This is a genomic window from Streptomyces pristinaespiralis (assembly GCF_001278075.1).
GTDB lineage: Bacteria > Actinomycetota > Actinomycetes > Streptomycetales > Streptomycetaceae > Streptomyces > Streptomyces pristinaespiralis.
This window is the reverse complement of the sequence record NZ_CP011340.1, coordinates 4,636,694-4,650,937: the sequence shown is the minus strand read 5'-3', so window position 1 is coordinate 4,650,937 and position 14,244 is coordinate 4,636,694. Positions and strand designations below refer to the sequence as shown.

At 70.7% G+C, this 14,244-nt stretch carries 14 protein-coding genes; 11 read left to right on the top strand and 3 right to left on the bottom strand.

Features of this window, described 5'->3' with window-relative positions:
• Nucleotides 1-20: 20 nt before the first annotated feature.
• Nucleotides 21-1,040 (bottom strand): C40 family peptidase, encoded by a 1,020-nt coding sequence (locus SPRI_RS19740; RefSeq protein ID WP_005315456.1) that lies wholly within the window; start codon nucleotides 1,038-1,040, stop codon nucleotides 21-23.
• 238 nt (nucleotides 1,041-1,278) lie between these two features.
• The gene (locus SPRI_RS19735) at nucleotides 1,279-2,070 is read right to left on the bottom strand and encodes an SAM-dependent methyltransferase (RefSeq protein WP_037774294.1); all 792 of its coding nucleotides are present in this window, start codon (nucleotides 2,068-2,070) and stop codon (nucleotides 1,279-1,281) included.
• A gap of 222 nt (nucleotides 2,071-2,292) precedes the next feature.
• Here SPRI_RS19735 and SPRI_RS38880 point away from each other — a divergent pair, with 222 nt between their 5' ends.
• From SPRI_RS38880 to SPRI_RS19705, 7 genes are all read left to right on the top strand, one after another.
• Entirely contained in the window at nucleotides 2,293-2,463 is a 171-nt protein-coding gene (locus SPRI_RS38880; protein ID WP_182327691.1) for a hypothetical protein, read from the top strand.
• Nucleotides 2,464-2,806: 343 nt separating this feature from the next.
• A complete protein-coding gene (locus SPRI_RS19730; protein WP_005315450.1) occupies nucleotides 2,807-3,115 on the top strand; it encodes a hypothetical protein in 309 nt (102 codons plus the stop codon).
• 129 nt (nucleotides 3,116-3,244) lie between these two features.
• Nucleotides 3,245-4,099 (top strand): hypothetical protein, encoded by an 855-nt coding sequence (locus SPRI_RS19725; RefSeq protein ID WP_005315448.1) that lies wholly within the window; start codon nucleotides 3,245-3,247, stop codon nucleotides 4,097-4,099.
• Nucleotides 4,089-5,390, top strand: coding sequence for a hypothetical protein (locus tag SPRI_RS19720; RefSeq protein ID WP_005315447.1), 1,302 nt, complete (start codon nucleotides 4,089-4,091; stop codon nucleotides 5,388-5,390). The genes SPRI_RS19725 and SPRI_RS19720 overlap by 11 nt, the downstream gene beginning before the upstream one ends.
• Complete coding sequence (locus SPRI_RS19715) at nucleotides 5,387-6,943, top strand: SCO6880 family protein (protein WP_005315445.1); 1,557 nt, start codon at nucleotides 5,387-5,389, stop codon at nucleotides 6,941-6,943. The genes SPRI_RS19720 and SPRI_RS19715 overlap by 4 nt, the downstream gene beginning before the upstream one ends.
• Nucleotides 6,944-6,961: 18 nt before the next feature.
• The gene (locus SPRI_RS19710) at nucleotides 6,962-8,374 is read left to right on the top strand and encodes an ATP-binding protein (RefSeq protein ID WP_005315442.1); all 1,413 of its coding nucleotides are present in this window, start codon (nucleotides 6,962-6,964) and stop codon (nucleotides 8,372-8,374) included.
• A 1-nt stretch (nucleotide 8,375) separates the two neighbouring features.
• Entirely contained in the window at nucleotides 8,376-9,860 is a 1,485-nt protein-coding gene (locus tag SPRI_RS19705) for a type IV secretory system conjugative DNA transfer family protein (protein WP_005315439.1), read from the top strand.
• Nucleotides 9,861-9,875: 15 nt separating this feature from the next.
• Here SPRI_RS19705 and SPRI_RS19700 read toward each other — a convergent pair whose 3' ends face one another.
• Nucleotides 9,876-10,415, bottom strand: a complete 540-nt coding sequence (locus SPRI_RS19700) for a GNAT family N-acetyltransferase (RefSeq protein ID WP_037774293.1) — start codon at nucleotides 10,413-10,415, stop codon at nucleotides 9,876-9,878.
• A gap of 132 nt (nucleotides 10,416-10,547) precedes the next feature.
• Here SPRI_RS19700 and SPRI_RS19695 point away from each other — a divergent pair, with 132 nt between their 5' ends.
• From SPRI_RS19695 to SPRI_RS19680, 4 genes are read left to right on the top strand one after another with little or no spacing between them, the layout of a single operon-like run.
• The gene (locus tag SPRI_RS19695) at nucleotides 10,548-11,486 is read left to right on the top strand and encodes an ATP-binding cassette domain-containing protein (protein WP_005315435.1); all 939 of its coding nucleotides are present in this window, start codon (nucleotides 10,548-10,550) and stop codon (nucleotides 11,484-11,486) included.
• Entirely contained in the window at nucleotides 11,483-12,253 is a 771-nt protein-coding gene (locus SPRI_RS19690; protein WP_005315433.1) for an ABC transporter permease, read from the top strand. The genes SPRI_RS19695 and SPRI_RS19690 overlap by 4 nt, the downstream gene beginning before the upstream one ends.
• A gap of 32 nt (nucleotides 12,254-12,285) precedes the next feature.
• Nucleotides 12,286-13,569, top strand: coding sequence for a sensor histidine kinase (locus SPRI_RS19685; RefSeq protein ID WP_005315420.1), 1,284 nt, complete (start codon nucleotides 12,286-12,288; stop codon nucleotides 13,567-13,569).
• Nucleotides 13,566-14,240 (top strand): response regulator, encoded by a 675-nt coding sequence (locus tag SPRI_RS19680; protein WP_005315416.1) that lies wholly within the window; start codon nucleotides 13,566-13,568, stop codon nucleotides 14,238-14,240. The genes SPRI_RS19685 and SPRI_RS19680 overlap by 4 nt, the downstream gene beginning before the upstream one ends.
• Nucleotides 14,241-14,244 lie beyond the last annotated feature (4 nt).

Sequence of the window (14,244 nt, the reverse complement as noted above, 5' to 3'; positions counted from 1 at the left end):
GCCACTCGAGTGCATTCCGCTCATGCCTCGGGCGCCTGGGGCAGGTCCGTCGGCAGGGCGCGCGCGCCGTCCTCGGTGACCCGTGTCGCGCCGAAGTAGTCCGGAGTGTCGATCTTGTCGAACCGGATCACCGCGCCGGTGTACGGGGCGTTGATCATGTACCCGCCCCCGACGTACAGCCCCACGTGCCGGATCGCCCTCGAGTTGGTCAGGTCGTCGGAGAAGAAGACCAGATCGCCCGGCAGCAACTCGTCCCGCGAGGGGTGCGGCCCGGCGTTGTACTGGTCGTTCGCCACCCGCGGCAGCTCGATCCCCACCGTGCGGTAGGCCGCCTGCGTCAGGCCCGAGCAGTCGAAACGCCCACCCTGCTCGGGCGTTCCGTTGCCGCCCCACAGGTACTTGGTGCCCAGTTTCTGCTGCGCGAAGTAGATCGCCCCGGCGGCCTGCTTCGACGGCTCGACCCGGCCGACCGGCTTGGCGAAGCTCTGCTCGAGCGTCCGGATGACCTTCACGTAGTTCTGCGTCTCACGGTACGGAGGGACACCGCCGTACTTGATGACCGCGTAGGCACCCGCGTTGTAGGCGGCGAGCATGTTGTCGGTCGGATCACCGGGCGCCTTGCGAACATATCCAGCCAGTTCGCAGTCGTACGAGGCGGCGGACGGGATCGCGTCCGCCGGGTCCCACACGTCGCGGTCCCCGTCGTTGTCCCCGTCGATGCCGTGCGACGCCCAGGTGCCCGGGATGAACTGCGCGATGCCCTGTGCGGCGGCATGGCTCTGCGCCTTGGGGTTCCAGCCGCTCTCCTGGTAGAGCTGGGCGGCGAGCAGCGCCGGGTTGATGGCGGGGCAGAGGTTCCCCCACTTCTGCACCAACGGCTGGTACTTCGCCGGCACGGCGCCCTTCGCCAGCCCCACGGCCCCGTTCTTGGCGCCGCCGAGGAGCCCGGAGGCAGCCGAGTACGTGCCGACGACGAGCAGCGCGACGAAGCACAGGCAGAACCCGATAGAGAGCCCCGCGACCAGCCACGCCTTACGCACCGTCAAACACCCCTCAGCGCCCGGTAGTCCGCTTCGGCGCCAGTCTAGGCGGCCACCCCCGTCCCGTGGAGGCGCTCGCCCGGCGCACCGGTTCGCCGTGCCCGCGCAGCCGCCGGCGGTGAGCAGCTACGCGGCTCCGCCGCCCCTGGTGCGGGGCAAGGCCTCGGTCGGAGCGGGGCGGGCCGGGCCTGGCGCATGGCGCGTCGCCGCCGACCGGCCCGGCCCCGGACGTGCCCGGCTACGCCTTGCGCCCCACGCCCCCGTACATCGCGACCTCTTCCGGCGTCAGCGGCGACTCCGCGGCGTCCGGGCGCCAGCGGTTGCAGGAGACCACGCCGGGAGGCAGCAGCTCCAGGCCGTCGAAGTAGCGCTCCACCTGCTCCGGCGTGCGCTGGGTGAGGCGCGGGGTGCCGTGCTCGTTCCAGAAGGCGACCGCCGCGTCCACGTCCGGCATCGCCGGGCTGGTGATCGTGTGCGACAGGACGAGGTGGCTCCCGGAGGGCAGCGCGTCCATGAGCCGGCGCACCACCCCGTACGACTCCTCGTCGTCCTCGACGAAGATCACGACACCGAGCAGCATCAGCGCGACGGGCTCGGAGAAGTCGAGCGTCCTGGCCGCCTGCGCCAGGATCGTGTCGATGTCCCGCAGGTCGGCGTCGAGATAGTCGGTGCTGCCTTCCGCGGTACCGGTCAGCAGGGCGCGTGCGTGCACGAGGACGAGCGGGTCGTTGTCCACGTAGACGATGCGCGCGTCCGGGGCGACGCTCTGGGCGACCTGATGGGTGTTGTCGGCGCTCGGCAGGCCCGTACCGATGTCCAGGAACTGACGGATTCCGGCCTTTCCGGCGAGATGCCGCACGGCGCGACCGAGGAACTTACGATCGGCCAGGGCGTAGTCCCCGATGCCCGGGTGCAGTGTCCGGATCTGGTCGCCGACCTCCCTGTCGACCGGATAGTTGTCCTTGCCACCGGTCCAGTAGTTCCAGATCCGCGCCGTGTGAGGGCGCGTGGTGTCTATGCGAGCAGCCATGGGCGCGTTTTCGGTCACCCGCCGAAGCGTAGGCAACTCACCGCGTGAGCAACAGGGTTGAGTGGAGACCGGCACGGACGCCGCCGCCGGCACCCCGGACCCCGCGGAACTGGTCTGGACCAGTTGCGGCTACTCTGTGTGACACAGCCCAGAAGGCTGAGGTCAGACCCCCCTCCGGCGACCACGGCGGGGACCGGTAACACAGCACCACAGGAGCAAGACGTGAAGAACGCTGCGAGCGTGACGGACACCCCCGCCACGGAGGACGCCCGCAACGAGGGAAGAACAGAACGCCGAACGAGTGACGCCGGCGGCACGGTGGCGACGGTGACCTTCATCGCACTCCTCGCCATCGCGCTGGGAGTGCTCGGCTACATGGTGGCCATCCGCTGAACCGGACCGGGCCCAGGCCCGGCGAGCACCACGGCGGCGCGGAACCCGACGGGGATCCGCGCCGCCGTCGTCGTACCCGGGGCGAACCACCCCAAAGGTGGAACAACGACAGTCATTGCTCGAAGTCACTCTCCGTGATACACAGAGTAACCATGCATGCACCCGCACCGATCCGAACCACGCCACCGCAGGTCAGGGTGGCCGGCTCGGTCATACGTGCGGAGATCGGGTAAAGAGACCCTCCAAGTCGGCATACGCGGGCGGTTTCATCAGCGAAGATAGAACCCTGAGCCTGTGCCGAGCGGCGTAGGCGGCCAACAACCCAACTGGGGCGGTGAGTTACATGATCCTGGCAGCCGAAAAGGGCGATATCACCACCATCATCGGCGGAATCGCCCCCAACTGGGGGCCGTTCGGGAGCCTGGGAAACGAGGCTCGAGTGATGATCGAGGTCGTGATGGCCATTGCCATCCTGCTCTGCCTCGGCATCGCGATCTGGGGAGCGGCCAAACAACGCATCGGCGCGACGGCACTGCGCGACACGTTCAGCGCCGAACAGGGCAAGGGCCTGATCGTCGCCGGTCTGACCGGAGTCTTCATCATCGGGTCACTGGGGACCTTGTTCACCATCGTCTACGGGATGGCTGTCTAGCACCCGTCAGTCCTCTCCGGGCACGCCCGGGCCCACCGTTCGAGGTTGCGTCTCCCTGATGTCGAGTCACCACACCGCGCCGGCGCGGCAAGCAGTTCGTCCACCACTGGTTGAGGGGGCCTGGGCCAGATGAGCCTCGGCGACGATCACGGCTACGGCGGCGAGCCCGGCCGTACGAGCGACGGCTTCGGCGGCTCGGGCCAGACCCGTACCCGCCTCCCGGGCAGCGCCGACGCGGACATCTACGGCGGCGCGCGGCGCACGGGGCGCAGCAGCTCACGGTCGCTCATCACGGTGGTCGGTGTGGTGGTCCTGCTGATCGCGGCGATCGCCTTCGCCAACCAGGGCGGCGGCGCGGACACCCCGCCGGAGGCCGTCGACAAGGCCCCCAAGGCCCAGCCGACGGCCCCGTCGGGCGTCCGCCCGGTGAAGGGCAACGCGGGCGGCATCCCGACGGGGTACGCGCGGGACGAGCAGGGGGCGCAGAGCGCGGCCTCGAACTATGCGGTGGCCCTGGGATCGGTAGAGATGTTCAAACCGAACAGCCGGCACCAGATCATGGACACCGTCTACACCCCTGAGGCTGCAGCTCGCCTGAAGGGGCCTCAGGACGTCGCCTACTCCGGCCAGTTCCTCGAACGGTTGGGGCTCGACGCACAGGGTGATCCACCTCAGGGCCACACCTTCATCTCCCGCACCATCCCGGTAGGAACCAAGGTGGAGAAGTTCGAGGGCGAATCCGCTCGTGTGGCCGTCTGGTACACGGGACTGATCGGCATGTCGGGCCCAGACTCCACAGACCCGGTCAGCACCACCTGGAAGACGTGGATCTTCGATCTTCGCTGGACGGGCAACGACTGGAAGGTCTCTGCCGACACACAGCACGACGGCCCAGCGCCTCTGCCCGGCGACATTGCCGCTTCCAGTTCTGACGAGATCAGCAAGGCCGTAGCGGAGTTCGGAGGCTTTACTTATGCCCGGTGACCCTCGCCACGCCCGGTCTCTCCTGACGCTCTTCACTGCAGTGCAGACGGCCGGCTTCGTTTTCGCGGCCAATGCCGCAGCCGAGCCCACCCCGACTCCCAGTACGAGCAACAACCCTTGCGACCTGCTCATCGGCCCCGCCAAGGAGTACTGCGAAGACGGCGAAGCCCCCGCCACCCCCGGCCGGTCGTCCGTCGACGACCCCACCGCCGCGCTCGATCCCCTGTCGTCGCTCGCCCGCGGCTGCGCCGACGCCGCGTCGTGGACGATCGGGAAGCTGTCGCAGGCCGTCGAGTCGACGGCCACCGTCGACTTCACGAACCTGACCTTCCTCGCCCACTACGCCATCGTCTTCGCCGCCGCCACGATCCTCACGCTCCTCCTGTGGCTGCTGGCCGTCGCCAAGCGGGCCATCCGGGGCGTGCCGTTCATGACGGCCGTGTCCGAGGCGATCGGGTTCCTGTGGCTGACCGTGCTCGCCTCGGCCTTCACGCCGCTGATCCTCTACACCCTCGTCTCTGTGACCGACAGCGTCACCGAGGTCATCTCGGGCAGTACGTCCGGGCAGACCGAGATGTTCTTCGGGAACTTCTCCAAGGCCCTCGCGAAGGGCGACGACATCGGCGGCGGGCCGATCATGCTGATCGTCGTCTCGCTCGTCACGATCCTCGCCGCCGGCGTGCTCTACCTGGAGCTGTTCATCCGGGCCGTGCTGCTCTACGTCGGCGCCCTCCTCGGCGTCGTCGTCTACGCGGGCCTCGTCGACAAGAACATGTGGGGCCACGTCCGCCGCTGGGCCGGGATCATGATCGCGATCATCCTGGTCAAGCCGGTGATCGTGATCGTGCTGGGCCTCGCGGGCGCGCTGTCCGCCGACGACGGGCCGGACTCGTTCTCCGCCGTCGTGTCGGGGCTCGCGATCATCCTGCTCGCCATCTTCGCCTCCGCGATGATCTACCGCTTCGTCCCCGGCTTCGGCGACGAGATCGCCGCCTCCCGCAACAACCGCATCCAGAACGGCGCCGAGGGCAAGGCGGCGGCCGTCATCAGCTCCCCGGCCGCCCTCGTGTCCCAGGGCATCAAGACGCACAGTTCCCGGGGCAACCAGAACACCGGTGGCGACGGCGGCAGCAGCACCCCCCGTCCCGCCAATCCCGCGTCCGGCGGCATGGCGGCCCACGGCAGCCGTACTCCCCCGGCCGGCGGCGGCGCCACGCCCGCGCCTCGTAACAGCCCGACCGGCGGTACCCCGCACAGCAATCGCAACAGCACAGGAGGTGGCCGGCGTTGACGACCCAGTCCCAACCGATCACGCCCCGCCGCACGTACCTCATCGGCCGTGCCCGGCCGAACGCGGTCATCGGCAAGAACCGCGAGACCGGCGAGATCGCGCTGATCATCGCCGGCGCGTTCCTCGGCATGATGAGCGGGCTTCTGGTGCCGGTCCTGTCCCTGCGCATCGTGCTGCTGATGGGCTTCCCGATGCTGGCGCTCGCCGCCGTCTACGTGCCCTACAAGCAGCGCACCTTCTACAAGTGGTTCGAGATCAACCGCAGCTACAAGCGTTCCCTGCGCAGCGGCGGCACCCTCTACCGGTCCGGCGCCGTCGAGGCCGGCACCCGGCTCGACGGGCGGGAGGTCGAGGTCGGCCCGCCGCCCGGCATCGGGCGGATCAACTGGCTGGCCGCACCGTTCGGCCCCGACGAGATCGCCGTACTGCTGCACGCCGACCGCCGCACCGTCACCGCGGCGATCGAGATCGAGGGGCCGGGCGTCGGTCTGCGCGACAGCGAGGACCAGGAGGCCCTCGTCGACCGCTTCGGCACGCTGCTGAAGCATGTCGCCAACGGCGACGGCTTCGTGACCAGGCTTCAGATGCTCGCCCGTACGCTCCCCGCCGACCCCGACGCGCACGCCAAGGACGTGGCACAGCGCGGGAACGCGGCGGCGCCCGGCTGGCTCCAGCAGTCGTACGAGCAGCTCCAGTCGATGGTGTCGACGTCCAGCGAGCAGCACCGCGCCTATCTGGTGGCGTGCATGCACTACTCCCGCGAACTGGCCGCAGAGGCACACGCCATGGCACGTGCCGTCCGCCACGCCTCCGGCGCGAAGCGGCTCGACAAGGACGCCGGTCTGGCCGTCGTCATGGCACGTGAACTCACCGACATCTGTGCCCGGCTCGCCGAGGCCGACATCCGCGTACGGCAGCCCCTGGGCCAGTCCCGGCTCGCGTCCCTCGTGCACTCCATGTACGACCCGGACCACCCCATCGACCACATCCAGGCGATGACGAAACGGAACGCCTGGCCGGCCGAACTGGACGCCGTCGAACCGACCTACCTCCAGGCGAAGACCCGCGAGTCCTCGACCCGCGCCCCCTGGTGCCACTCCACCGCGTGGGTGAAGGAGTGGCCGATGACCCCGGTCGGCGTCAACTTCCTTGCCCCGCTGCTCGTCCACACCCCCGACGTGATCCGTACGGTCGCCGTCACCATGGACCTGGAGCCCACCGAGGTCGCCATCGAACGGATGCTGACGGAGAAGACCAACGACGAGGCGGACGCCAGCCGGGCCGCCAAGATGAACCGGACCGTCGACCCGCGCGACATCGCCGCGCACGGCAGGCTCGACCAGCGGGGTGAAGATCTCGCGAGCGGTGCGGCGGGGGTCAACCTCGTCGGGTACATCACTGTGTCGTCGCGTTCGCCCGAGGCCCTGGCCAGGGACAAGCGCACGATCCGGGCCTCCGCCGGCAAGTCGTACCTGAAGCTGGAGTGGTGCGACCGCGAGCATCACAGGGCCTTTGTGAACACCCTGCCGTTCGCGACCGGCATCCGACGCTGACCGAGAGGGCAGTCCGCCATGCGAGATCCGCTGTCCGTCCTCACGGATGCCTTCACCTCCTTCCTGTTCGGGAAGGTGGAGACCACCCGTCTGCCCGTCCGTACGTCGACGGGCCAGGCCCAGGCCGTCTACCTGCCCACCGCCGCGCCCGGTCTCGGCGACTCGGGCGTGATCATCGGCCGCGAGGTCTACAGCGGCAAGGGCTACATCTACGACCCGTTCCAGCTCTACGGGCAGCAGCTGCCCGCCCCGCACTGGCTGGTGCTCGGCGAGTCCGGCAACGGCAAGTCGGCCCTCGAGAAGACGTACGTGCTGCGGCAGTTGCGCTTCCGCGACCGGCAGGTCGTCGTCCTGGACGCGCAGGGCGAGGACGGCGTCGGCGAGTGGAACCTCATCGCGCAGGAGCTGGGGATAACCCCCATCCGGCTCGACCCGATGACGGCACTGGACGGCGGTATCCGCCTCAATCCGCTCGACCCGTCGATCACCACGACCGGCCAGCTGGCGCTGCTGCGCACCATCATCGAGGTCGCGATGGGGCACGGCCTCGACGAGCGCGCCGGCTTCGCGCTCAAGGTCGCCCACGCGTACGTCAACGCCAGCATCACCGACCGGCAGCCGGTCCTCACCGACATCGTGGAGCAGCTGCGGCACCCCAAGCCCGAGTCCGCGGAGGCGATGAACGTCGACATAGACGACGTACGCGCCTGGGGCCTCGACGTGGCTCTGGTCCTGGACCGGCTCGTCGACGGTGACCTGCGGGGCATGTTCGACGGGCCGACCACCGTCGGCATCGACCTCGACGCGCCGCTGATCGTCTTCGACCTGTCGCACATCGACCGCAACTCCATCGCCATGCCCATCCTGATGGCGATCGTCGGTGTGTGGCTCGAGCACACCTGGATCCGGCCCGACCGCAAGAAGCGCATCTTCCTGGTGGAGGAGGCGTGGCACATCATCAACAGCCCGTTCGTCGCGCAGCTCTTCCAGCGGCTGCTGAAGTTCGGGCGCCGGCTCGGTCTGTCGTTCGTCGCGGTGGTCCACCACCTGAGCGACGTCGTTGACGGTGCTGCCGCCAAGGAGGCCGCGGCGATCCTCAAGATGGCGTCGACCCGGACGATCTACGCCCAGAAGGCCGACGAGGCACGGGCCACCGGCCGGGTGCTCGGCCTGCCGCGGTGGGCCGTCGAGATCATCCCCACGCTGACACCGGGCATCGCCGTGTGGGACGTCAACGGCAACGTCCAAGTGGTCAAGCACCTCGTGACGGAGGCGGAGAGGCCGCTCGTCTTCACCGACCGGGCCATGACGGAGTCCTCCGTGCCTTCCGTTCCGGAGCACGTCCAGGCCGCGGAATGGGAGGCGGAGCAGCGGGCGCAGCTCATCGAACAGCAGCAGCTGAACGAGTCGTCAGAGTCGACGGTGGCGTGAGATGCACGAGGGGCGTCAGAGACAGGGCGGCGGCCGGCCCGGCGAGCGCCAAGGGGGCATCCCCGACGGCCTTCTGGTCGGACTGCTGGCCTTCCTCCTCGGCCTGACGCTGCTCGTGTGGTCGGCCACGGGTCTCGCGGGCCTGTTCGCCCACGGAGCCTGGCCGGCCGGCGTCACCTTCGGCAACACACCGACGGCCATGCGGGAACTGGCCGCCGCCCCGCACGACCTGGCCGGCGCCTGGCCCGCCACGCCGCCCGCCGAGCTGTCGGGCTACGGACTGTTCTGGGGCCTGCTCATCGGCCAGTTGATGGTGCTGATCGTGCTCACGGTGTTCACGCTCGGCACCGTGGCCCGCTGGAGGGCCGTCCGGGCGGCGGCACGCGAGGAGGGTCGCCGGCCGCGGGAGCAGGGCCCCCGGGAACAGCAACCGCACCACGAGCCCCCCGTACACGCGCGGCACGTTCCTGAAACCGCTGCCGCTCCCGTCGAGGACACACGCGTGGAAGCGGCGGCCCCCGTGGCGGCACCGCTCGCCACCGTCCCGGCCCCTCGCACCCGTGCACCGCGCGTGCTGTACGGCGACCGCACCGTACGCCGCCCCGCCGCCGTGCAGGCCCTCCTCGACGCGGACGGCCCCGCGCTCGTCGTCACCTCCGACCCGGCGGTGTGGGCCGGCACCAAGGACGCACGGGCCAAGCTCGGCCCCGTACTGGTCTACGACCCCGGGCACCTGTGCGACACCCCCGCCCGGCTCCACTGGTCCCCGACGGCCCACTGCGAGGACGACAGGACGGCGGCGGCCCGTGCGGTCGCCCTGCTGGCGCCGGTGCGCCCCCTGGCGCTCATGGACGCCGCCATGGCGGACACGGCGGAGACGCTCCTGCGCTGCTGGCTGCACGCCGCGGCCGTCGACGGCCGCCCGTTCCGCCAGGTCCACCGCTGGGCCCAGGGCACCGGCGCCCACGAGCCGGTACGCATCCTGCGCACCCACCCCAAGGCCACGGCCGGGCTCGCCGGCCTCCTCGAGTCGGCTCTCACCGCGCACCCGGAACGGCGGGAGGTGGCTCAGCAGTTGGCCCTGCGGGCGCTGTCCGCGCTGTCCTCCGTCCACATCCGCGAAGCGTGCACACCGAATCGAACGGATTCGCTCGCCCTGGAATCATTCGTGAACGCAGCGGGCACGCTGTATGTGGTGGGTGAACCGATCGAGGATCCGCGCACCCACCCCGGCGCGATGCCTCTGTTGACGGCGCTCGCCGCAGACGTGGTCGAGCACGGCCGCCGCATGGCCGCACGGTCATCCGACGGTCGGCTCGACCCACCACTGACGCTCGTGCTCGACGACGTCGCGGCCGTCGCCCCGTTCCCCCGCCTCCCCGAACTGCTGTCGGCCGGCCAGGACCAGGGTTTGCCGGCCGTCGCCCTCCTGCGCTCCCCCGAACAGGCCCGCGCCCGCTGGCAGGACCCGCTCCCCTCGCACTGACCGTCCGTCCCTCGGCTACCGCCGGATCTCGTACTCCCGGGCCGGCGGGTCCTCTGGCACCGGCGCGGTGTCGTCGCTCGGCACGAACCCGACCTTGCGGTACAGGCCCGCGGCCCGCTCGTTGTCCTCGTGGAACAGCAGCCGGACCCGGTCCACACGCGGCTCGTCCAGCGCCCACGACCAGTCCAGGGCGGCACGGAACAACTCCGCCGCGAGCCCGCTGCCGCGCGCCTCCGCCCGCACGAACACCCCCACCACATGGGTCTGGTCGACCGGCGCCGGCTTGCCGATGCGCGCGCTGCCCTTGGGCTCCACCAGCACGGACACCGTGCCGTCCCACCTGCCGTCCGGCGCCTCGGCCACGAACTGCACGACGTCCACCCCGGCGGCCGCCGACGAGGTGCGCTCCTGCCAGAAGGAGTCGGGCTGCCCGAGGGCCTGCTCGTACGACTCGTAGAACGCTATCGGGGCAAGGGGGTCCTGAAGGGCGGCCAGCCGCAGGTCGCGGGCGCGTGCCCACTCCTCGGCACGCACGCGCCGGATCACGTGTTCCATCCCCCGATACTGGCCCTGACCTGCGTCCCCGAGCAATGCCGTTTCCCGGTCGTACCCAGGTACTACGCCGCGTCCCGCTCTCCCGCCCGCGGTCGGACGACCGGGCGCCTCCCGCTCCATAGCGTCGGGGACATGACCAGACCGCACGGCATCGAGGCCGTCGAACTCACCAAGCGCTACGGCGACAGGACCGTCGTCCACGACCTCACCTTCAGCGTCAGGCCGGGCTCCGTCACCGGCTTCCTCGGACCGAACGGCGCCGGCAAGTCCACCACCATGCGCCTCCTGCTCGGCCTCGACGCGCCCACCCGCGGACACTCCACCGTCGGCGGACGCCCCTACCCGGACCATCCGGCGCCCCTCACCGAGGTCGGGGCCCTGCTGGAGGCCCGCTCGATCCATCCCGGGCGCACCGCCAGGAACCACCTGCTCGCCCTCGCCCACACCCACGGCATCCCGCCCTCCCGCGTCGAAGAGGTCATCGGCATGACCGGCCTGACCGAGGTCGCCGGCCGGCGGGTCAAAGGCTTCAGCCTCGGCATGGGCCAGCGCCTCGGGATCGCCGCCGCCCTCCTCGGCGACCCGGCCACCCTGATCCTCGACGAACCCGTCAACGGACTCGACCCCGACGGCGTCCTGTGGATCCGGACGCTCCTGAAGTCCCTCGCCGCGGAGGGCCGCACGGTCCTCGTCTCCTCGCACCTCATGAGCGAGATGGCCCTCACCGCCGACCACCTCGTCATCATCGGCCGCGGCAGGCTGCTCGCCGACACGACGGTGGAGGCGTTCGTCCGGGACGCGGGCGCGTCCGCGGTGAAGGTGGTCTCACCCGAGGCGGCATCCCTCGCCGGGGTCCTCGGCGGACCCGGCGTCGAGGTGGAGCGCACAGGCCCGGACGGACTGCTCGTGCGGGGCACGGACAGCCGGAGCATCGGCCGTACCGCCGCCACGCACTGCATCCCCCTGTTCGAACTGACCCCCGTCACCGCCTCGCTGGAGCAGGCCTTCATGGACCTCACGCACGAGGCGGTCGAGTACCAGGCCGTCCCGCTCGAAGGAGCAGCAGCATGAGCACGTACGAGCTGACCCCGACCCGCGTCCTGCGCTCCGAGTGGCACAAGCTGTGGACGCTGCGCTCGACCTGGATCACCCTGATGTCGGCCGGGCTGCTGACGTTCGGCATCGGCCTCCTCATGGGCGCGACCTACGAGACGGGCGGCGGCGACGGAGACGTGGACGTCGTCGTACTCACCCTCATCGGCGTCCAGTTCGCGCAGATCGCGTTCGCCGTCCTCGGCATCCTGGTGACCGCGGGCGAGTACTCGACAGGCATGATCCGCGCCTCGATGACCACCGTGCCCCGCAGGCTCCCGGTCCTGTGGTCCAAGGCGGCCGTCTTCGGCGCCGTCACCCTCGCCGTCACCCTCGTCACCGCGTTCGTCACCTTCCCCGTGGCGCAGCTCTTCTTCGCCGGCACCGACCAGGAGGCGTCCCTCGGCGACCCCGGAGTCACGCGCGCCCTCGTGGGCAGCTCGGCCGGGCTCACCCTGCTGGGGCTGATCGCCCTCGGCCTGGGCGCGCTGGTGCGGTCGGTGCCCGGCGCCATCGGCGCGTTCATCGGCGGCCTGATGGTCCTGCCCGAGGTGATCGCCATGCTCCCGTACGAGTTCGTGGCCGATGCCCTGAAGTACTTCCCGACCAAGGCCCTGGAGGCCCTGATGTCGGCGGAGGCGGTCCCTGGAGCGGCGTCACCCGGTGGCGCGCTGACGGCCCTGGCCCTGTGGGCGGCGGCGACACTGGCCGCGGCCGGCGTCGTGCTCAAGCGCCGGGACGTCTGAGTCCGGGCCGGCCGGTGTACGAGGATGTGAGCATGCGCATCGCCCGGCAGCAGCGCCCCCCGCGGACCGGCCCCGCCCCGCAGGACTGGTCGACCGGGGCCCAGCCGCTCACCCGCCGGCTCCAGCGCCTCACCGAACGCCTGCGCGCCTTCGACCGCCGCCGCCCGCTGGTCTGGGACCTCCACCTCACCGGGGTGTTCGTCTTCGCCGCACTGGTGGACGCGGCGGGCGGCTGGCGCAACGTCGCCTTCAACGACGAGGTGCCGTCCTGGCTGGTCCTCGTCATGAGCCTGGGCTTCTCCGTACCGCTGCTGTGGCGGCGCGGCCACCCGCTGGCCGTGCTCCTGGTGATGTTGCCGTTCTCGCTGGCCAACGCGGCATCCGGGGCGCATCTTCAGGCGTCGTTCCTCCAGATGATCGCCGTCCTCAACATCGCGCTGCGCCTGCCGCTGCGGACGCTGGTGTGGTCGCTGTGCACCGTGCTCGTGCCGCTGGCGGTCGGCGCCACGGCCTATCCGGTGGGCAGTTGGGACCAGCAGTTCGTACCGATGCTCTACAGCTTCGCGCTCGTCGCCTTGTTGGGACTCGCGGTCCGCTCACGGCAGGAGTACACGGCCTCCCTGGTCGAGCGGGCCAGACAGCTCGAGGTGGAGCGCGACCAGCAGGCGCAGCTCGCGGCGGCGGCGGAACGCACCCGTATCGCGCGGGAGATGCACGACATCATCGGCCACAACCTGTCGGTCATCACCGGCCTTGCGGACGGCGGCGCCTACGCGGCCGCGAGCTCTCCTCAGCGGGCCGCCCAGGCTCTCGAAGCCATCGGCACAACCAGCCGACAGGCCCTGACGGAGCTGCGGCGACTTCTGGACGTCCTGCGCGAGGACGGGGATGCCCCACCCGCCGCGGAGCTCGCCCCGCAGCCGGCCCTGACCGACCTGGAACGGCTGGTCGACGGAGTACGGGGAGCGGGCCTGCCGGTGGACCTGACGGTCGAGGGTGACCCGGGCCGGCTGCCCGCGGGACGCCAGCTGACGGTCTACCGCGTGGTGCAGGAGGCCCTGACCAACTCCCTGAAGCACGGCGGCCCGAAGGCGACGGCCACCGTCGCCGTGCGGTACGGGGCGGACGCGGTCACCGTCACGGTCACGGACACCGGGGCCGGCGGGGACGCCACACGCACGGGCACCGGCCGCGGGCTGGCCGGTATGCGCGAGCGAACCGCCATGTACGACGGCACACTTGAGGCCGGTCCGCTGCGTCGGCCCCCTGGGGGCTGGCGCGTCCGTCTCCACCTCCCGAAGGAACCCGACCAGTGACGACCGTTCTCATCGTCGACGACCAGCCCATGCAGCGTTTCGGCTTCCGGATGCTGCTGGAGAGCCAGGACGACATGGCGGTGGTGGGCGAGGCCGGGAACGGCACCGACGCGGTGCGGCAGACCGCCGAACTCCACCCCGACGTCGTCCTGATGGACATCCGTATGCCGGGTCTCGACGGGATCGAGGCGACGCGCCGCATCGTCGCCTCGGGCGCCCGCACACGCGTCCTCATCGTCACGACGTTCGACCTGGACGAGTACGCCTACAAGGGCCTGCGGGCCGGCGCGAGCGGCTTCCTCATCAAGGACGCGATGCCCGAGGAACTGCTCTCCGGCATCCGGGCGGTGGCCGCCGGGGACGCTGTGGTGGCTCCGAGCCTCACACGCCGGCTGCTGGACACGTATGTGCAGCACCTGCCGGAGTCCACGGCCGCCGGGACGGTCGAGCCGGTGCCGGACGAGCGTCTGGCGCGGCTGACGGAGAGGGAGCGGGAGATCCTGACGGTGATCGGCCAGGGCTGGACGAACACGGAGATCGCGAGCCGGTTCCACCTCGCCGAATCGACGGTGAAGACCCACGTGAGCCGCATCCTCGCGAAGACCGGCGCGAGGGACCGGGTCCAGGCGGTCATCCTGGCGTACGACACCAGGCTGGTGAATCCGTCGTGAGGAA